This window comes from Flavobacterium sp. RSP15 (assembly GCF_003968755.1).
Lineage (GTDB): Bacteria > Bacteroidota > Bacteroidia > Flavobacteriales > Flavobacteriaceae > Flavobacterium.
Genome location: NZ_RYDL01000007.1, coordinates 29073 through 49241, shown reverse-complemented (window position 1 = coordinate 49241; position 20169 = coordinate 29073). Strand labels below are relative to the sequence as shown.

Annotated in this window: 17 protein-coding genes; 5 read left to right on the top strand and 12 right to left on the bottom strand. The window is 34.2% G+C overall.

Going from position 1 to position 20169, the window contains the following annotated elements:
* Window positions 1-10: 10 nt before the first annotated feature.
* The 7 genes from murD to mraZ all read right to left on the bottom strand — a co-directional run bounded on the left by murD (window position 11) and on the right by mraZ (window position 7935).
* Window positions 11-1342, bottom strand: a complete 1332-nt coding sequence (murD, locus tag EKM00_RS09315) for a UDP-N-acetylmuramoyl-L-alanine--D-glutamate ligase (RefSeq protein WP_126515992.1) — start codon at window positions 1340-1342, stop codon at window positions 11-13.
* Between the two features lies 1 nt (window position 1343).
* Window positions 1344-2573 (bottom strand): phospho-N-acetylmuramoyl-pentapeptide-transferase, encoded by a 1230-nt coding sequence (mraY, locus tag EKM00_RS09310; protein WP_126452687.1) that lies wholly within the window; start codon window positions 2571-2573, stop codon window positions 1344-1346.
* 101 nt (window positions 2574-2674) lie between these two features.
* Window positions 2675-4135 (bottom strand): UDP-N-acetylmuramoyl-L-alanyl-D-glutamate--2,6-diaminopimelate ligase, encoded by a 1461-nt coding sequence (locus tag EKM00_RS09305; RefSeq protein WP_126515991.1) that lies wholly within the window; start codon window positions 4133-4135, stop codon window positions 2675-2677.
* Window positions 4132-6135: a peptidoglycan D,D-transpeptidase FtsI family protein gene (locus tag EKM00_RS09300; RefSeq protein WP_126452683.1), complete on the bottom strand. Its 2004-nt coding sequence runs from the start codon at window positions 6133-6135 to the stop codon at window positions 4132-4134. The genes EKM00_RS09305 and EKM00_RS09300 overlap by 4 nt, the downstream gene beginning before the upstream one ends.
* The gene (locus EKM00_RS09295; protein ID WP_126452681.1) at window positions 6126-6473 is read right to left on the bottom strand and encodes an FtsL-like putative cell division protein; all 348 of its coding nucleotides are present in this window, start codon (window positions 6471-6473) and stop codon (window positions 6126-6128) included. Before EKM00_RS09295 ends, EKM00_RS09300 begins: the two co-directional genes overlap by 10 nt.
* Before the next feature lie 105 nt (window positions 6474-6578).
* The gene (rsmH, locus tag EKM00_RS09290; RefSeq protein ID WP_199734630.1) at window positions 6579-7487 is read right to left on the bottom strand and encodes a 16S rRNA (cytosine(1402)-N(4))-methyltransferase RsmH; all 909 of its coding nucleotides are present in this window, start codon (window positions 7485-7487) and stop codon (window positions 6579-6581) included.
* Window positions 7462-7935: a division/cell wall cluster transcriptional repressor MraZ gene (gene mraZ / locus EKM00_RS09285; protein ID WP_126515989.1), complete on the bottom strand. Its 474-nt coding sequence runs from the start codon at window positions 7933-7935 to the stop codon at window positions 7462-7464. The genes rsmH and mraZ overlap by 26 nt, the downstream gene beginning before the upstream one ends.
* A 378-nt stretch (window positions 7936-8313) precedes the next feature.
* Between mraZ and EKM00_RS09280 the strand changes: the two genes are divergently transcribed.
* A complete protein-coding gene (locus tag EKM00_RS09280) occupies window positions 8314-9093 on the top strand; it encodes an alpha/beta fold hydrolase (protein ID WP_126452675.1) in 780 nt (259 codons plus the stop codon).
* 25 nt (window positions 9094-9118) lie between these two features.
* A complete protein-coding gene (gene yihA / locus EKM00_RS09275) occupies window positions 9119-9739 on the top strand; it encodes a ribosome biogenesis GTP-binding protein YihA/YsxC (protein ID WP_126515988.1) in 621 nt (206 codons plus the stop codon).
* A gap of 81 nt (window positions 9740-9820) precedes the next feature.
* On the opposite strand, the gene gldC is transcribed toward yihA, so the two are convergent.
* On the bottom strand, window positions 9821-10156 hold the full coding sequence (gene gldC, locus EKM00_RS09270) for a gliding motility protein GldC (RefSeq protein ID WP_126452671.1): 336 nt from the start codon (window positions 10154-10156) through the stop codon (window positions 9821-9823).
* Entirely contained in the window at window positions 10156-11112 is a 957-nt protein-coding gene (gldB, locus tag EKM00_RS09265) for a gliding motility lipoprotein GldB (protein ID WP_126515987.1), read from the bottom strand. The genes gldC and gldB overlap by 1 nt, the downstream gene beginning before the upstream one ends.
* A gap of 100 nt (window positions 11113-11212) precedes the next feature.
* Here gldB and nadE point away from each other — a divergent pair, with 100 nt between their 5' ends.
* Both nadE and EKM00_RS09255 read left to right on the top strand, forming a co-directional pair.
* Complete coding sequence (nadE, locus tag EKM00_RS09260; RefSeq protein WP_126515986.1) at window positions 11213-12016, top strand: NAD(+) synthase; 804 nt, start codon at window positions 11213-11215, stop codon at window positions 12014-12016.
* 94 nt (window positions 12017-12110) lie between these two features.
* Window positions 12111-12740: a response regulator transcription factor gene (locus tag EKM00_RS09255; protein WP_126452664.1), complete on the top strand. Its 630-nt coding sequence runs from the start codon at window positions 12111-12113 to the stop codon at window positions 12738-12740.
* A gap of 141 nt (window positions 12741-12881) precedes the next feature.
* On the opposite strand, the gene dnaG is transcribed toward EKM00_RS09255, so the two are convergent.
* Both dnaG and EKM00_RS09245 read right to left on the bottom strand, forming a co-directional pair.
* Window positions 12882-14864: a DNA primase gene (gene dnaG, locus EKM00_RS09250; protein WP_126452662.1), complete on the bottom strand. Its 1983-nt coding sequence runs from the start codon at window positions 14862-14864 to the stop codon at window positions 12882-12884.
* A gap of 109 nt (window positions 14865-14973) precedes the next feature.
* Entirely contained in the window at window positions 14974-15384 is a 411-nt protein-coding gene (locus EKM00_RS09245) for a hypothetical protein (protein ID WP_126515985.1), read from the bottom strand.
* A 415-nt stretch (window positions 15385-15799) separates the two neighbouring features.
* Here EKM00_RS09245 and EKM00_RS09240 point away from each other — a divergent pair, with 415 nt between their 5' ends.
* Complete coding sequence (locus EKM00_RS09240) at window positions 15800-19375, top strand: PAS domain S-box protein (protein WP_126515984.1); 3576 nt, start codon at window positions 15800-15802, stop codon at window positions 19373-19375.
* Between the two features lie 71 nt (window positions 19376-19446).
* Here the strand turns inward: EKM00_RS09240 and rsmG are convergent, their stop codons facing one another.
* Complete coding sequence (rsmG, locus tag EKM00_RS09235) at window positions 19447-20076, bottom strand: 16S rRNA (guanine(527)-N(7))-methyltransferase RsmG (protein ID WP_126515983.1); 630 nt, start codon at window positions 20074-20076, stop codon at window positions 19447-19449.
* Window positions 20077-20169: the final 93 nt, after the last annotated feature.

The window sequence follows — 20169 nt, the reverse complement described above, 5'->3', positions numbered from 1 at the left end:
AAACCTTTTTCTATAAATTTTTAACCGCTTGTTTAAACTGATTTCCTCTGTCCTCATAATTTTCAAATAAATCAAAACTGGCACATGCCGGAGACAATAACACTGCGTCTCCTTTTTCTGTTAATCGTTGCGCCATTCTCACAGCATCATCCATACTAGACACCTCGATCATAATATCGACCACATTACCAAAAACATCAATTACCTTTTTATTATCTACACCAAGACAGATAATCGCTTTAACTTTTTCACGCACTAAAGACATCAATTCATTATAATCATTTCCTTTATCTACCCCGCCCACAATCCATACTGTAGGTGCGTTCATGCTATCTAATGCAAAAAAAGTCGCGTTAACATTGGTTGCTTTAGAATCGTTAATGTATTGCACGTTTTGGATTTTCAAAACTTTCTCCAGACGATGCTCTACGCCTTGAAAATTAGAAAGACTCTCCCGAATTGTAGCTTTTCTTATTTGCATTAATTTTGCCACAGAAGTTGCTGCCATTGCGTTTTTCATGTTATGTTTCCCTTCTAAAGCAATGTATTCGGTGTCCATTGTATACTCTTCCTGATTAATCTTTATCTCCATTTTGTTGTTTTGTATATAAGCTCCTTCGTTGAATGTTTTAGTCAATGAAAAAGGAATTAATTTCGCCTTTGTTGTGTGTGTTTTGAACCATTCACTGATGGCTTCGTCATCCGCATCATAAATGAGGTAATCCTCCTGAGTCTGATTCATTGTAATCCTGAATTTTGCGTCAATATAATTTTCATATTTATAATTATATCGATCCAGATGATCCGGGCTTATATTGGTAATTATGGCAATATGCGGTTTGAAATTTTCAATCCCGTCCAGCTGAAAACTACTCAATTCAAGCACATACAAATCATATTTATTATCAGCAACTTGCCAGGCAAAACTCTTTCCTATATTGCCCCCCAATCCTACATTTAGCCCTGCTGCTTTTAACAAATGATGCGTCAGCATTGTAGTGGTGGTCTTTCCGTTACTCCCAGTTATCCCTATAATGGTAGCCTCAGTGTAAGGAGCAGCAAACTCAATTTCAGAAATTACCGAGATTCCTTTCTCCTTTAATTTTTTTACAATTGGAGAATTATCCGAAATTCCGGGACTTTTCATCACCACATCAGCATTCAAAATCAATTCTTCCGTGTGCACCTGCTCTTCCCAAGCAATTTCATTAATAAGAAGAACCTCTTTGTAATTCTCTTTTATCTTTCCAAAATCAGACACAAAAACATCATATCCTTTTTTCTTACCCAGAATAGCAGTGCCAACACCGCTTTCGCCTCCACCTAAAACTACTAGCCTCATGTTATCTTAATTTTAAAGTAACGATTGACAAAATGGCCAGCATGATGGCAACAATCCAAAACCGGGTCACAATTTTACTTTCGTGATAGCCCTTTTTCTGATAATGGTGATGCAAAGGCGACATTAAAAATATTCTTCGGCCTTCGCCAAAGCGTTTCTTGGTATACTTGAAATAACCGACCTGAAGAACCACAGATAAATTTTCGACAAGAAAAATACCGCACAATAAAGGAATCAGCATTTCTTTTCGCACTGCAATTGCCAGAACTGCAATAATTCCGCCTATTGTTAAACTTCCTGTATCACCCATAAAAACAGATGCCGGATACGAATTGTACCAAAGAAACCCGATTAAGGATCCAACAAAAGCCGCAATAAAGACTGTCATTTCCCCTGAACTAGGTATATACATAATGTTCAAGTAATTAGAGAAAATAATATTTCCCGAAACAAACGTAAATATTCCCAGTGCCAATACTGAAATTGCGGATGTTCCTGCTGCCAAACCATCTATTCCATCAGTCAAATTAGCTCCATTAGAAACAGCGGTAATAATAAAAATAACAACCGGAATAAAAATCAACCAAGCCCATTTTTCATATCCTTCCCCAGTCCATGCTAATAGTTCTGCATAATCAAATTCATTGTTTTTAAAAAAAGGAATCGTTGTTGCAGTTGATTTTTCTTCAAGTGGCGTTTTGATACCAACATTTTCAGTAGAAGCCTTGAAAAAATTGGCATTACCAATATCCGTTCTCACTGTAACCCCGGCATGAAAATACAAGACGGTTCCCACAATGAGACCTAAACCTACTTGACCAACAACCTTAAATATTCCTTTTAATCCTTGTTTGTCTCTTTTGAAAATTTTAATATAATCATCTATAAAACCAATAGTCCCCATCCAAAGCGTAGTAACAATCAATAATACAATGTATATATTATGCAATTTTGCAAATAATAATACCGGTACCAGCGTAGCAAAAATAATGATTAATCCACCCATGGTCGGCGTCCCCGCTTTTTCGTTCTGACCAGCTAAACCCAGCTCGCGTACGGTTTCACCTACTTGCTGTCTTTGCAAAAAGCGGATTATAATTTTTCCGTAAATTGTTGATAACAACAACGATAGCATCAATGCTAGTGCAGATCTAAAAGTGATGTACTGAAAAACACCAGTTCCCGGAACATCAAGTGTTTTGTCTAAATATTCAAATAAATAGTATAGCATATCTCTTTGTTTATTTGGTTTATCTTTTTTTGGTTATTTGGTTAATCGGTTATTTGGATATTCCCATAGACAAATAAACAGTTACTCCGGTTAAACTTTTATTACCCCAGTTGGCCTAGTATTTCTTTAACTATTTCCATGTCATCAAAATCAAGACGAATTCCATTTATTTCCTGATACGTCTCATGCCCTTTCCCAGCAATTAAAATAATATCGTTGGGCTGTGCCAATTGACATGCGGTTTTTATGGCTTGCTTTCTATCACTAATTGACAGCACTTTTTTATAGTTTTGAGCGGTGACACCGTGTTCCATTTCGGTGATAATCACTTCCGGATTTTCATTTCTTGGATTATCCGAAGTGAAAATTGCTTTATCACTCAATTCAGCAACAATTCCGGCCATAATAGGGCGCTTGCTTTTGTCTCTATTACCACCGCACCCCACAACGGTGATCAACTGTTCGTTTTTGGTGCGAATATCATTGATGGTTTTTAGTACGTTTTCTAAAGCATCCGGCGTATGAGCATAATCTACAATAGCCGTAATATTTGAAGCAGAAACAATAAATTGAAAACGTCCCGAAACACTTTCTAAATCCGACAATAAACGAAGTACTTCCAGACTTTCCATTCCTAATTCGACTGCCGCTCCATAAATAGCTACTAAATTATACGCATTAAATGTTCCTATCAGTTTAACGCAAACTTCATTTCCGTTTATTTTCAACATCAAACCGGACAATTGATTTTCCAGGATTTGCGCTTTATAATCCGCATACGATTTTAAGGCATAACTGCATTTTTTGGCTGCTGTATTTTGTAACATTACTTGCCCATTTTTATCATCAATATTAGATAATGCGAAGGCAGTTTTAGGCAAATTATCAAAGAAGGCCTTCTTTACATCTCTGTATTCTGCAAACGTTGGATGATAATCCAAATGATCGTGAGACAAATTAGTAAAAATACCTCCTACAAAATGTAAGGCTTCGGTTCTTTTTTGGTGAATCCCATGAGAACTGACTTCCATAAAACAATAGTCGACTCCGTTTTTCACCATTTCATTCAAATAGTAATTTATAGTAATCGAATCCGGAGTCGTGTGTGTGGCTTTATATTCAATATCATCAACTAAAATTTTAACTGTCGAGAGTAATCCCACTTTAAGCCCTGCCTTTTTAAATAATTGATACAACAAAGAAGCAATGGTAGTTTTCCCGTTTGTTCCTGTAATTCCAATCAATTTCAGGTTCTTAGAAGAATCCCCAAAATAATTAGAGGCCATAAATGCCAAGGCTGAATTCGTGTCTTTTACCTGAACGTACGTAATTCCTTTTTCAATAATTTCCGGAAATGTGTCGCAAATCACAGCAACTGCTCCTAATTCAATTGCTTTTCCTATAAAATCATGACCGTTTGATATTGACCCACGAATTGCTACAAAAACATCGTTAGACCCAATTTTTCTAGAATCGAAATCTATTTTGTTTACAGCAATATCCGTCGAACCTATTACGCCTTCAATAGCTACCTTGTATAATATATCTTTTAGTATACTCATGATAATTCCAATAGTATCGTTGTGTTTTTTAGAATATTTTGTCCCGCTTCAAGCGACTGTTTTTTCACTTTTCCAACTCCTACGACCTTTACTTTGACTCCCAAATTTCCTAATAAAGCAACAGCGTCCATACCTGGCATTCCTTTTACATTGGGTATAAACTGTTGTTTGTTCTGAGATTTCACAAAATAAGAATCATAATTATTTTCTTGTTTTGGTATCTTTCTATCTAAATTTTTAATTTCATTTGTCGAAGGTGCATCGGTAAATATTTTTTGTGCGATTCTCTTAAAAACGGGCCCAGCCACATCCGCACCGTAATAATTATTTAGCGCTGTACTTGGTTTATGCACCACAACTATACAAGAATACATTGGTTTGTCTGCCGGGAAGTAACCCACAAAAGACGACGCATAATATTTTCCAGCTCCTCCAGCCTTTCCGTAATTCACCGCCGCTGTTCCTGTTTTTCCTGCCATCGAAAAATCTTTTGAATATAATTTAGAAGCCGTTCCTTTTTTGACAACATTTGCCAGAACTGCCTGCAATTTCAATATCGTTTCTTGGGAACAAATTCTTGGATTCAAAACTTCTTTCTCATATTTTTTGATTGTTTTATTCCATTCTTTAATTTCAGAAACAAATTGAGGCTTTACCATTTCCCCATCATTGGCAACCGCATTATAAAATGCCAGTGTCTGCATGGGAGTTATGTGGACTCCATATCCAAAAGCCATCCAAGGAAGCGAAATGTTTGACCAGTTTTTATCGCCTGGCTGAGGGATATAAGGCACGCCCTCCCCTTTGATGGAAAGTCCTAAAGTTTTGTTTAATCCAAAATCATTAAGATGATTGACAAATTGCGACGGGTTATTTTTGTACGCTTCATACACCGCCTGAACCATGATGGTATTAGACGAAAGTTCAAAACCTCTTGCTAAAGAAATTTTTCCATAACCGCCTTTGTGGGAATCACGCACTTTTTTACCTGAATATACAACGACGCCTCCTTTGCTATCATAAACAGAACTGGTATCCGCTTTTTTATCTTCCAGAAGTGCCATCAAATCCGCTAATTTATAGGTAGAACCCGGTTCATGAGACTCCGCTACTGCGTAATTAGTGGTTTCGTAGTACGTTCCGTCTTTTGCTCTTCCTAAATTAGAAATTGCTTTCACATGACCCGTTTTAGTTTCCATAACCACTACAGAACCATGATCTGCCTGATACAATTCCAACTGTTTAAGCAAAGCATGATGTGCAATATCCTGAATATAAACATCAATTGTTGATATCACATCATAGCCATCCTGAGGGTCTACTTCATTAACATCGCGTATGGGCTTCCACTGTCCCTTGGCTATTTTCTGTTTTAATATTTTACCGTCTTTACCATTTAGATAATTCCTAAAAGCCCATTCAATTCCTTTTCCATCCAGCGATTGCCCGTTTGATGTTCGCTCATACCCTACAGTACGTTCTGCAATTTTTCCAATAGGATGCTCTCTTATGGTTTCCTGTTCTACAATAATTCCTCCTTTATAAGCACCAAGATTAAATAAAGGAAACCCTTTGATTCTAACATATTCTGTATAACTTAAATCTCGGGCCACTAAATAATATCTGTTTTTATTGCCCCGGGCTTTTCTTAATTCATTTTCAAAATAATTTGCTGATTTCCCTAACAATAGAGCCAAAGAGTCTGATAATGGTTTCACATTCTTCTCAAATAATTCTGTTTTTGAAGCAAGTGCATCAAAGCGTATTTCATAATTTGGAATTGATGTAGCCAAAAGACTTCCATCAGCAGAATAAATATTCCCCTTATTGGCCGGAATAATAAAATTTTTAACGGTTCTTTGTTTGGCTAATTTTCTATAATAATCACCCTCTACCCATTGAATATTTGTTAATTTTACGGCTATCGCGATCGCCATCAGGAAAATTCCAAATGCGACCAGATAAATTCTGTAGGATATGTATTTATCTTCTACTGCCATAATTTTTTAAAGAAGCTTTTATCTTCCTCTTTTTTAACTTTTATTTTAATTGGCGGAACTGTTGAAGGAAAGATTTCTTTTTCTATCATTTTTTCAGAAACCGTTGATTCCATTTTTAATTTCATTAACTCAGACCGCCGATCTACAAATTCGGAACGCAACTCTTTAACCCGTCCGGTGAGCTCCGTAATTTTAAATACTTTTTGCTCAAATCGCTGAGTATTTGCAATCATAACAATAGCTAACAAAAGGATAAAAACAATGAACCGCCAGTTTTTGACAGCATCATCATCAATAAGAAACTTCGCTTTCAATATGCTATACACTCCGTTTTTCATTTGTTCTCTCCCCGACCCTCTCCAAAGGAGAGGGAGCCGAGATATTAAAAGTTACTATTTATTTTTCCTCTTTGGCTCCTCCCTTTTGGCGAGGCCGGGTGGGGATTATATTTTTTCGGCAATTCTTAATTTTGCGCTTCGCGCTCTGTTATTTGCTTTTATTTCTTCGGTATTCGGAACTGTTAGTTTACCAATGGTTTTAAAAGGAACAGAAAAATTACCAAAAAAATCTCTTTCCGGCTCTCCTTCAAACATCCCGTTTTTGATAAATCTTTTTACCAATCTGTCTTCTAAGGAATGATAAGATATTACACTTAATCTGCCTACTGGATTCAATATTTCCAGAGATTGCTCCAAAAACTCTTTCAAAACATCCATTTCCTGATTTACCTCAATTCGAATGGCCTGATATATTTGGGCTAATATTTTATTTCGAACTCTTTCCGGTAAATATCGCGCCAAAATGGCTTTCAACTCATCTGTTGTTTTGATTGGTTGCAACTCTCTCGCCTCAACAATTGTTCTTGCCAAAACTGGAGCATTTTTCAATTCGCCATAATCTAAAAACACTCTTTTTAGATTTGCTTCATCATATTCATTAACCACCCGATGAGCATTCAAATCATTTTTTTTACTCATTCGCATATCCAGATCGGCATCAAAACGAGTCGAAAACCCTCTTTCCGGAACATCAAACTGATGCGATGAAACACCTAAATCTGCTAAGATACCATCCACACTTTTAACACCATAAAAACGCAAGAACCGCTTTACAAAACGAAAATTCTCGTTAATCAGCGTAAATCTTTCGTCCAGCAAAGCATTTGCTAATGCATCTTCGTCCTGATCAAAAGCAAACAACTTTCCTCCCGGCCCTAACCTTTTCAAAATTTCTTTTGAATGACCGCCACCCCCAAAAGTGACATCAACATAAATGCCATCTGGCTTAATATTTAAACCATCTACTGATGCCTGAAGCAAAACCGGATTATGATATTCCATTTTCGTTGTCATTTATATTTCCCATTACTTCCTCTGCTAAATCTGCAAAATCAACATCTTCCCCATTTATTGATTTTTCATACCATTCTTTATCCCAAATTTCCACAATGTTTACGGCTGACGAAAACACCACCTCTTTTGTAATACTGGCAAAAATCACTAAATCTTTAGGCACCAATAACCGTCCTAATGCATCGATCTCAACCACTTTTACACCTGCAGTAAACCTGCGGATAAAGTCATTGTTTTTCTTTACAAATCGATTGAGTTTATTAATTTTTTGCATCATTACATTCCACTCCTCCATGGGATATAACTCCAGACAGGGCTGAAAAACGGAACGCTTCAAAACAAATCCGTTTTGAAGTGAAGATGCCAATTGCTTTTTCAAAGGCGCCGGCAACAGCACCCTTCCTTTAGCATCAACTTTACATTCATATGTTCCAATAATTGTATCCAAGAAAAAGTATTAAATGATGTTAAGCAAAAATATAAAAAATATTACCACTATATACCACTATATCCCACTTTGTTAATAAGTTTAACCACTTTCAAACAAAAAACCTTACTTTTTGGACAATCAGGCCATTAACCCATTCTGCTTAATTTGTAAGAAAGAGATCGTTATAGAAAAAAGACTCCCAAAACCAATGACATTTGATTTTTTTAATGTAAAAATAAAAGGCATTTACATAGAAATTTGTTGCTAAATTCTAAAAAAAAATAACTGAATTTCACCTAAAGCAGGATAATTTTACAATTAAAAATTGTTCTAAAAATCCATTTTTATTTATTAAATCCTATATTTGTCAAAATTGAAAATCCGTATTTACAAAAAATGGAAAAACACTATAAAAAAGAAGGCAGATACAGCTATTATGAAGCTGGTGAAGGAACTCCAATCGTAATCTTACACGGACTTATGGGGGGACTAAGCAACTTTGATGCCGTTGCGAGCTACTTTTCTACAAGAGGATATAAAATAATTATTCCAGATTTACCGATATATACTCAAAATATTTTAAAAACTAACGTAAAAAGTTTTGCGAAATATGTTAAGGATTTCATCACATTTAAAGGATTAGATCGTGTTATCCTTTTAGGAAATTCACTTGGCGGCCATATTGCATTGTATCACACTAAAATGTATCCTGAAAAAGTGGCTGGTCTTGTAATAACCGGAAGTTCAGGTCTTTACGAAAGCGCTATGGGTGATAGCTACCCAAAAAGGGGGGACTACGAATACATTAAGAAAAAAGCAGAAGATGTATTTTTTGATCCAAAAGTTGCGACTAAAGATCTTATAGACGAAGTGTACGAGTCTGTTAACGACCGCATGAAGTTGATCAAAACACTGACTATTGCAAAAAGTGCCATTCGCCATAATATGGCAAAAGATTTACCTAAAATGCATGTTCAAACCTGTCTTATTTGGGGAAAAAATGACAAAGTCACCCCTCCAGATGTAGCAGAAGAGTTCAATAAATTATTACCTAATTCTACTTTATATTGGATCAATAACTGTGGTCATGCAGCTATGATGGAACATCCAGAGGAATTCAATCGCTTACTTGAGGAGTGGCTTACAAGCACTCATTTATCCGTACACAAATCGTAAAAGGAGAATTTTATACCTAGCAAAAATGAAAATCAATACCGCCGAATTTGTTATTAGCAACTCTGATGTGACAAAATGTCCAAAAGACTTTTTACCGGAATATGCTTTTATAGGCCGATCAAATGTAGGAAAATCCTCTTTGATCAATATGCTGACCAACCAAAAAAAATTAGCTAAAACATCCGGTAGACCAGGAAAAACCCAATTGATCAATCATTTTTTAATTAACAACAATTGGTTTCTTGTCGATCTGCCCGGTTATGGTTATGCAAAAGTTTCTAAGAAAACAAAATCTATTTTTCAAGAATTTATCACTGATTATTTTGAGACCAGAGAACAACTTGTTTGTGCTTTTGTTTTGATTGATATTCGCCACGAAGCGCAAACTATTGACATTGAATTCATGTCGTATATGGGGGAAAGCGAAATTCCTTTTTGTATTGTTTTCACGAAAGCAGACAAAATCAGCAAGGTAAAAATAGACTCTCACGTAGCCGCTTATAAAAAGAAAATGTTTGCAAATAACTGGGCCGAAATGCCCCTTTACTTTGTCACATCAGCGACTGAATCTACCGGAAAAGATGACGTATTGAATTACATAGAAGAAGTAAATCAGGAAGTTTTTAAAAACAACAGCCAATTTTAGAAAAAAAAATCTAAAATCATTTTACCAAAAAATCTCAAGATTGAATAAAATCTTGGGATTTTTTAGTAAATAATATCTTGTTTATTTTGTGAGTTCTAATTTTTCCGCAAAATAATCACAAAAATCTTTCATGGTATCTGCCATTTTTTCATCATCGGTGGCTCGTTTAAATGTTTCAGACATTGCTACTAAAGTCTGATGAAAGAAAATTTTCATTTCATCTACCGGCATTTCTTTTGTCCACAAATCAATGCGCATGCTTTCTTTTGCTTTGCTATCCCATATAGACAACATTATTGCTTTGGCTTCCTCCAGCTCTACTCCGCCATCTTTAGCGGTCCACATTAATTTTTCCGGAACCTTATTTTCATCTAACTCGATTAGAAACTTAATTTCTGAGGTGTGTGTATTTGACATTACTTTTTAGGTTTGTATTTTGATTGTTTAAATATTTCTTTCGCATCTTTTTTTAACAGATCAGCAATACCTGCGTTCTTATTGCTCATATAGGATCGCACTATTTGCCAACCGATCCAGGCACCAACCCGGCCCGGAGATTCATTGTCTATTTCCAGATAAAACTTAGAAAATGGTGCTGGATTTATAAATCGTGGAATTAACTTTTGATCGTTACTGTAAAGTAATTCTTTCTCAATAAAATAACGCCACATGTAACTTTCATTTTCTTGACACCATAATAATTGCTCTGGCGTATACCCTATTTTTTCGGACGCTGTGTACTTTGGCAAAAGCAAGTCTTTTAAATACAATTGTTTGCCACAATAAATCATCTGACTCAGCAAATCCTTATCTAAAACAGGAGGGATTTTACGTGTTGAAAAACTCGAAACTACATCTGGTGCAATCTGTCTTTGTTCAAAATTTTGTTTTAAATAATTGGGAAACTGATAAAATTTATGGTCTTTCCCTAAATACAATTCAAGTGAGATAATAACCAGACTGTCTGCATAAATGGCTTTATTATTATAGTCCATCTCAGCGATTACGGTAATCACTTTTGGTATTTTTGTTTGAGGAAAATAGTATTTAATATGCTTAAACACCCCTTCTAATTCTTCTTTTACCGGTTCAATATCAGCATATTTTTTTTGGACTTCCGTATATAATTCTCTCCAGATTGGATCCTGCATTTTATTCAGCCAAACGCTGTTGTCATTTCCTGGAGGAAAAAAGAAAGGAAACTCATTTTTTATTTTCTCTAAGTCTTTTGGTGGCGTTTCAAAAAATATTTTATCAAAACGTTCTAATTTTACTTGTACAGGAATTGCAGCAATAGTATTCTCTACTTTACTTTTCTTATCACATGACAAAAAAAAGAGACAAAAGACGAGGGACAACAGATCTATTTTCATAATTATTAATTAAATTTGTTGCTAAAGAATTTAAGGAAACCCACGCACAACTAATTTAGTGTGCAAATATACATTCCTACTTTTTAAAACGTAAACTATTATGACTAAAAAAAGGACACTATCCGTCGAAAAAATAAATACTCATATTGTAAATTGGTTAAAAACATATGCTGAAAATGCTAAAGTGAACGGATTTGTTATTGGGATTTCAGGGGGAGTTGATTCAGCGGTAACCTCTACACTATGCGCCCAAACCGGATTGCAGGTTTTATGTATTGAAATGCCCATCCATCAAGCGCAAAGCCATGTAACAAGAGGCCGTGAACACATCGAACAATTAAAAAAAAGATTCTCTAACGTTAGTAGCGCGGAAGCTGATTTAACATCTGTTTTTGAGAATTTCAAAAAAATAGTGCCCGCTAATCATTCAGATCTTTCTAAAGTAAACCTATCCTTAGCTAACACCCGCGCTCGCTTAAGAATGACCACATTGTATTACTTTGCAGGCATTCATTGTTTATTAGTTGCCGGAACGGGAAATAAAGTAGAGGATTTTGGCGTTGGTTTTTATACTAAATATGGCGATGGAGGTGTAGATTTAAGCCCTATTGCCGACTTAATGAAGTCAGAAGTCTATCTTTTAGGCAACTATTTAAAAATTCCAGATTCTATTTTGAAAGCATCACCCACCGACGGATTATTTGGAGACGAAAGAACAGATGAAGATCAATTGGGCGCCAGTTATGATGAGCTAGAGTGGGCAATGGCAGAAGATCACACTGGAAAATCAATCGAAGATTTTACCGGAAGAGACAAAATTGTTTTTGAAATCTACAAGCGATTAAACACTAATAATCAACATAAAATGACCGCAATACCCGTTTGTTTTATCCCAAAAGATTAAAGAAATGATATTTTATATTGATTTACAATTAATTACAGAATTTATTTATTAATTTTACATTTCCAATAACAAATAATTCTAAAAAACTAAAATCATGATTAAAGTATGTATAGCCGACAATTACCCCGTTGTGCATTTTGGAGTAAAATCTTACTTTAAAGACAATGCCGAGATATCAGTAGTAGCCAATGTTGGTAACTTTTTGATGGTACGGGATATACTTTTAACAAAAGACATTGATGTATTGATATTAGACTTGGAACTGGAAGGTCTTTCCAGTATTTTTGAAGTGAAAGCACTTTTGAAAAATTTCCCAAAAACTAAAATCATTATCTTCAGTGGTCTTTCAGAACAGATTTATGCGCCAAATGCCATTAAAGCCGGAGTATCTGGCTTTGTGCACAAATCTGAAAAACTAGAAACCTTAGGTCAGTCGATTGTTAAAGTCCACCAAGGAAAAATAATCATGAATGAGACTGTAAAGAAAAATTTAGCCTTAATTGCAAAACAAAGCAAGAGTGAAAGATTGTATCGTAAGCTTTCCAACCGGGAAGTGGAGGTTTTGCGTTACCTAAGTGATGGAAAGAAAAACCACGAGATCGCAACTATTCTTAAACTAAATGAAAAAACGATTAGTACGTACAAATTGCGATTGTTAACAAAACTAAATGTCACTAATCTAGTAGATTTAGTAAACAAAGCAAAAACGTTAGAAATCGTTTAGTACCATTGAGGCCTAACCACGTCTAGGCAATTTCAAAAAAAAGAATGGTTTGCATGTGATTCATTACTATTAATAAAAGCGCTGTATCTCTGTATTAAATTTCAGAGATACCGCGCTTTTGATTTATAGATTATGTAGTCTTTAATGATATCGTACCACAACCCTCCCTAATTTTTTTGAAAACTTACCTCGCAACTCGATATAACTCATTGCTAAAGACAATGACTCCATATTATCTGATTCCGGATCGTTAGAAACGGAGTTTTTTAACTCTTCAATAATCTCACTAAGCAGAAACCATCGCAAAGTAAGCAATGTGTCCGAAACATCCTGATTTAACATTTCTTCTTTACTTTTAGGGAAAATATTTTGACCCGTCCAATTGTGCAAAACATTTTTTTCGTCTTCCATAATAATATTAGTTACTTCATCCGGAACACCTGACTGATAGTGAATTATATACTTATCAAGTCCCGAATCCTCATTTTGCAAATAATAATCGATTAAATTTTTGTATATATCTCTAAATATAGGACTTGCAAATTCTACTTCATCATCTTGCAAACTCAAATATATTTTCTGAAAAACTTTTAATTCTTTTATTTCAATAACGTCCACAATTTCTCCGTCGTTATTTGACTTTAATAGAACTTCTTCAAATTTCTCAGTCTTATTACCATAAAGCAATAGGATTTCAATTATTTTTCGTTCAAATCGATACAGTGAATCTACTTTATCAGTCTGGAGCGTGTCGTCATTTTTAACATATTCAAAAGCATTCTGCAATTGCTTTTGTTTGTGTTTTTTTTCAATTTCGATACTATCTTTTTGGACTAATTGCGCCAAAGTGCTCAGTAAAACCTGTTCTGAAATAGCCATTATTCTGGAACATTCCTGTATATAAATTTCTCGTTGAATCCTGTCCGGAATTTTCGAAATACTGACGACCATGTCCCGTATAAGATCTGCTTTTTTGACGGGATCATTTTTCGCTTCATTCATCAAAAGAGAGGCTTTGAACTGAATAAAATCTTTTGCGTTATTCTCTAAGTATAAAACTAACGCTTCATAAGATGTTTTTTTTGCAAAACTGTCCGGATCTTCCCCATCAGGAAACGTACACACTTTTACATTCATCCCTTCCTCTAAAATTAAATCAATTCCACGCACAGAAGCCCGTAAACCCGCGGCATCACCATCAAAAAGCACTGTGATATTTTTTGTCAATCTGTTTATTAAACGGATTTGATCCGGTGTAAGCGCCGTGCCTGAGGAAGCAACGACATTTTCAATTCCGGATTGGTTGAACTGAATTACATCAGTGTATCCTTCGACTAAATAACAATTATTTAATTTGGCTATTGATTGTTTGGCCTGAAAAATACCATACAGCACTTTACTTTTATGGTAAATTTCACTCTCCGGTGAATTCAAGTATTTTGCCGCTTTTTTATCGTTGGTAAGAATTCTGCCTCCAAAACCAAGTACTCGTCCTGACATACTTTCTATAGGAAACATAACACGACCTTTAAACCTGTCAAAAGGCCTGTCATCCCTTGGAATTGTGAGTCCAGTACTTTCTAGAAACTCTAATTTATAACCTTTCCCTAAGGCTTCTTTGGTAAAGGCATCCCAACTTTCAGGGGAATATCCCAAACTAAATTTCTTAATTGTATCCGCAGTAAATCCTCTTTCTTTAAAATAAGAATACCCTATTGCTTTGCCTTCTTCAGAATTAAAAAGAGTGTTATGAAAATAATTTTTTGCAAACTCAGAGACCAAATACATACTTTCCCGTACATCTGTAATGGCTTTCTCCTGATCCGATTGCTCGGTTTCCTCAATTTCTATATTGTATTTTTTGGCTAAATATCGTATGGCTTCCGGGTAAGTAAAATGGGAATGTTCCATTAAAAAAGCAACTGAATTTCCTCCTTTTCCAGAACTAAAATCTTTCCAGATTCCCTTAGCTGGGGAAACCATAAACGATGGAGAGCGCTCTTCCGAGAAAGGACTAAGCCCTTTGAAATTACTCCCTGCGCGCTTCAATTGCACAAAATCACCGATAACCTCCTCTACCCGAGCAGTTTCGAAAACAGTATCTATAGTAGCTTTTGCGATCAAATTAATTATTTTTTGAAATCCAAAGTTACAAAGTTTAACCAAAAATAATAGATATTAATGCAAATTAAACGCAGTTTTTATTGCATTGACATCAGTGAAACAAATCCATTTATTTCTTCATTTTATTCTTAACTAACACAACAAAGAAAGCTGCTTCATTCAAATCTTTTTTTAATATTTTAAATTTAAAAGAGTTTGAATTTTTACCTCTGATCGTTATATCATAAGAACACCGCTTAATTAAAAGCGGAATGAAAAACAAAAAGAAAATAAAAAACAGATACTCTAATACACATGTGGGATAAAAACTGTTTGGCTCAACAAATACGAAAATCAATCCTGCAATCAAAATATTAAATATCATTAAATCATAGCGAAAAACTTTCCTTTTTCGAACTTGTATCTGTTTAATTTCAGTGAAATCGAATATTGTTTCTTTCCCTTTATTTTCTAAAACAACACTTGTTTCATTTATCGAAACAAACAAATTTTCATTAAAGGCATTTTTATAATCTTTCATTTGGACAAAATCAATTTCTAATTTTTAATAATCTAGTTGCAAGCAAAATTCAATTTTTAAAATCCAATAAAGCTAATTTAAATTCATGTTATAAAAATAATGCGGATGATTTAAAATATTCATTTAAGAGCTTAGCGAATTTTTAGCTCCGGCACTATTTCAAATAAATGCTGTTTTTGACTATTTAAGATCCTAGACTACCTTGTCAAATCTTATTTTTAATTAATAGATTTTTTATACCCAAAAATTTTTATACCCCATTATTAATGTAATTTAACACCTTTAAAATCAATTATTTAAATTTTAATAATATATTATATTTAAAAAAAAATAACTGTTACTTTTTAAAAATTTTTATTTGTTATAAAATTAATGTTACTTTATGGGTGGTAATCCAAATTAAAATGGCAAATAATTGTTAATTAATCAATTACTCCAAGAACCTATGCCTGTATTTGACAAGAAAAAAATAAACGAATTATTTCAAAATAGAACTATTCAAGAAGAATTCAGTACAGTTTTATTATTTGCATCCGAGATATGCGCGATGCCTCTTGCATTTATTTCATTAACAGACTCTATTAGTCCCATCACAGTTACAAAAATAGGTTTTGATTATATTCCCATCTCCCCTATTATTTTCGAACTTAATGAGAATGTCATCCAGAATAATAAAATTAAAATTATTTCAAACATAAATAAAGACATTGATGCTCCTCCCGAAAATTTAATAGCTTTTTTTGCAGGGTTCCCTATATGTTTTAATGAAAATCTAGTCATTGGAACCCTATGTATTATGGATACCAACCCTAGAGAGCTTTCTGTAATGCAGTTAAAACATCTAAAATATACTATACTACAAATCCAATTTTTATTAAAATTACATATTGAAAACCAGAGCTTACAAAAAACAATAAAAGAACAGGATACTCAATTTGAACAATTTATTGATAATTCAAAAGAAATTACCTACGAGCTTAACATAGAAGGAATAATCACCTATGCTTCTGACAACTGGACTAAGTACTTAGGATATGAGAGTAAGGATATTTTAGGCAAAAGTAACACTTCGTTTTTACATCCTGACGATTTAGAAAATTGCAAAACTTATTTAAGTGAAGCAATTGAAACCGGGAAAAACGAGGGTGAATTTACCTATAGAATTCTTCATCAGAAAGGTTATTATGTTTGGCATGCCACACGCTTAAAATTATCTCAAAAAAATGGTCTGCCAATATATGTAGGAAATTGTAGAGACATTACTGAGTATATTGAAATTCAACAAAAGCTAGTCCTACAAAAAGAATTTTATGAAAAAATATTAGACAGGCTCCCTACAGATGTTGCCGTTTTAGACAGCAGCCAAACCTACACGTATTTAAATCCGGCCGCTATAAAAAATGATGAGCTACGAAAATTCATTATAGGAAAAAACGATTTTGAATATGCAAATCATACAAACAGAGATGATGCATTTGCAAAAATCAGGCGCATCCATTTTCTAGAAGCTATAAAATCCAGAAATACAATTGAGTGGGAGGATACCATAGAACATCTTGATGGCACAAAGACCTATCATACCCGAAAACTAACTCCTGTTTTTCATGAAGATGAAACCCTAGAAATGATGGTAGGGTTTGGTGTAGATATCACTGAAAGTAAAAAAGCCCAGCAAGAAATTATTAAAAGCCGGCAGCTAACTAAAAGTATAATCTACAATATAGCTGTAGGAATTATAGTCCAAGGACCTGACTCAGAAATATTAGAAAACAACAAAGCAGCCCTCGAAATGCTTGGACTCACAGAGGACCAATTACTTGGAAAAACACCCTACGACGAGCATTGGAAGACAATTCATCTTGACGGCACTTTATTTAAAGCGGAGGATCATGCAGTCCCTCAAGCTATCCAAACACTAAAGCCAGTAAACAATGTCGTAATGGGGGTATATAATCCCTTGCTTACAAATTTAGTGTGGTTGTTAGTTGATGCTGTACCCGTACTGGGAAAACATAATGAATTACGTTTCGTAATATGTTCCTTTATTGACATATCGGCACAGAAAAAAGCAGAGGATGCCTTAAAAGAAAGTAACGAACGCTTTTCTTATTTTAGCAAGGCTACTTTTGATGCCATTTGGGATTGGGATTTAACTACTGACAAAATTTATGTCGGAGATGGTTTTAAAACGCTTTTTGGTTATACATTTAAGAAAAATGTCCTAGCAGCCAGTTTGCTTAATAATTTTTTACATCCGGATGAGAAAAAAGCTGTTTTTGCAAGTCTAGATGAAGCTACTAAAAGTCAAATTAATGTATGGTCTCATGAGTATCGTTATAAAAAAACAGCTACTTCCTATGGATTCGTTCATGACAAGGCCATAATCATTCGAAACAATGAAGGCAAAGCTATACGAATGATTGGTGCAATGCAAGAGATCACCAAAGAGAAGATACTCAAAGATGAATTACAACAAAGCCAAGAACAGTTTAAAGATGCTTTTGAATATTCGGCAGCAGGAATGGCGTTAATAGACATTGATGATAATTTTCTAGAAGTCAATGAAAAACTTTGTGAAATGTTAGGTTACTCAAAAAAAGAATTTGCGTCTTTAACCTCTCAAGAAATAACGTATCCAAAAGATTTAAAAAATGATTTTATTTTAAAAGAGCAATTAAATTCCGGAAAAATATCTAATTTCAATTTAGAAAAAAGATTTATTCATAAAAACGAATCTGTTATTTGGATGTATATATCTGCTTCAATAATTAAAAGCAGTCGAAACAAAACGAAACGTCATATTTTCCAGATGATCAACATAACGGATCGGAAAAGGATTGAAAAACAAAACAAAATATTATCCGAAGAAAATAACAGGATCAAAACCATTCAGCTCAACAAAGCTAAAAATTTATACCGTCTTTTAGCTGACAACACCGTTGATTTAGTTTGCTTGCATAATACAGACACCTCGTTCAAATACGTTTCTCCTTCCATTGAAAAACTATTAGGATACACTCCACAATCTTTAATAGGTAAATTTCCTGTAGATTACGCCCATCCTGATGATATTGAGAAACTTCAAAGTCACATTATAGGATTTCTAACAGAAATGGAAGACATAGCAATTCAGGTCCGGTTTAGAAACATAAGTGGCACTTATATTTGGTTTGAAATTAAGGCCAATTTAGTTAAAGAAAATGGCGTTGCAATTAGCTTTCATTCCTCAAACAGAGAAATTACCACCCAAAAAGAAGCCGAAGAAAAAATTGAAAAAGCATTGCTGAAAGAACGCGATTTAAATGATCTTCGCACTAATTTAGTATCCACAATATCACATGAGTTCAGAACGCCCATGACAACAATCAGAACTAGTGCCGAACTAATAAGTCTTTACTTAGAAAATGAAAAAATAGAAAATGCTCCCCGTTTGCAAAAAAGAATTGATTGTATTATTGAAGAAATTGATCGCATTGTTCAATTGATGAATGCTGTGCTAACGATCTCAAAGGAGGACTCCGGAAAAACGAATTTCGATCCTACCGAATTTGATTTAAAACAAATTTGCCTGGATGTGATCGAAATAAGTTATCCCGATCAATTAATTGGAAGAAAAGTTCAAACCTCCATCAAAGGTGATAATTTTCAGGTTATGGCAGATCAAAAACTGATGGAATATACTATTTTCAACTTACTAAACAATGCCTTTAAATATTCAGAAGGCTTTGGTGATATTGAGCTAAATTTATGTGTCATCGAAAAAAGTATTTGTTTAGAGATTATTGATTTTGGAATTGGAATTCCAGCCGAAGATCAACCAAAGTTATTTAATACTTTTTTTAGGGCCAGTAATACCAATGGAATCCAAGGAACTGGATTAGGTCTTTATATCGTAAAAACATTTACCGAAAAAAACTCAGGAACAATTCAACTTGAAAGTAAATTGGGAAAAGGAACTAAGGTAACTCTTGGATTTCCCTTACATAATTAGAAAGAATCTTAACAATCAGAGATTCCTCTTTCCTGAAAAAAAGCCGTTAGAAACAAAATTATTGTTTGTTTCTAACCCACAAATTTCAACGGCACATGGACTACTTTCTTTGTTTCAAAAAATTTACCTTCAAAAAAATCAACTAAATTGTATTCAGTCGCTTTAGGGAAACCCTTTAATTCTGCTGTTAAATCGCCTCCTTTTAAATAGAGAATTCCGTTTTTCAATTCGTGTTTGTTGTTCTTTTTGATTTTGGTTTTCACCCAAGAAACAAAATCCGGCATATTCGTCACGGCACGACTCACAATAAAATCAAAATCTCCTTTTACATTCTCTGCTCGCATTTGCGCAGCATTAACATTTTTTAATTCCAATCCCTCAGCAACAGCCTGAACCACTTTTATTTTTTTTGCAATAATATCGATCAAATAAAAATGCGTTTCCGGAAAAAGAATCGCCAATGGAATTCCAGGAAACCCACCTCCTGTTCCCACATCAAGAACATACGTTCCGGGTTCAAATTGTATAATTTTGGCTATACCTAACGAATGCAAAATATGCTTGGTGTACAAGGCATCAATATCTTTTCTGGAAATAACATTTATTTTTTCGTTCCAATCATGGTATAAAAAATCCAATTTTTTAAATTGTTCTTTTTGAATATCCGATAAATTAGGAAAATGCTTCAGAATCTCATTCATCTTTTAATTTTTTAACAAAAGTAATACTTTAGAGTTAAAATATTTATCTCAATTTTGTATATCCAAAAATTTATAATAATTACCTTTGACCTT